Raw genomic sequence first — 225 nt, 5'->3', positions numbered from 1 at the left:
AGGTGTCAAAAATGTAGAATTCTTCCTCTTTAGATTAACTAGAATATTTGCATAAACACAACAATTGGTCTTGATCCATTTTTATGTTAGAAAAGTATAGGGGGTGTGATTTTAGGGCATAAAAAAAGGCTTTCATTTCTGAAAGCCTTTGTGGGCGCGAAGGGATTCGAACCCCTGACCCCTTGGGTGTAAACCAAGTGCTCTGAACCAACTGAGCTACGCGCC

1 tRNA gene is annotated in these 225 nt (G+C 40.9%); it reads right to left on the bottom strand.

Features of this window, described 5'->3' with window-relative positions:
• Positions 1 to 151: 151 nt before the first annotated feature.
• Positions 152 to 225 (bottom strand) — tRNA-Val (locus tag Q1A01_RS23825).

This window comes from uncultured Dokdonia sp. (assembly GCF_947492815.1).
Lineage (GTDB): Bacteria > Bacteroidota > Bacteroidia > Flavobacteriales > Flavobacteriaceae > Dokdonia.
This window is presented reverse-complemented; position numbering and strand designations above follow the sequence as displayed.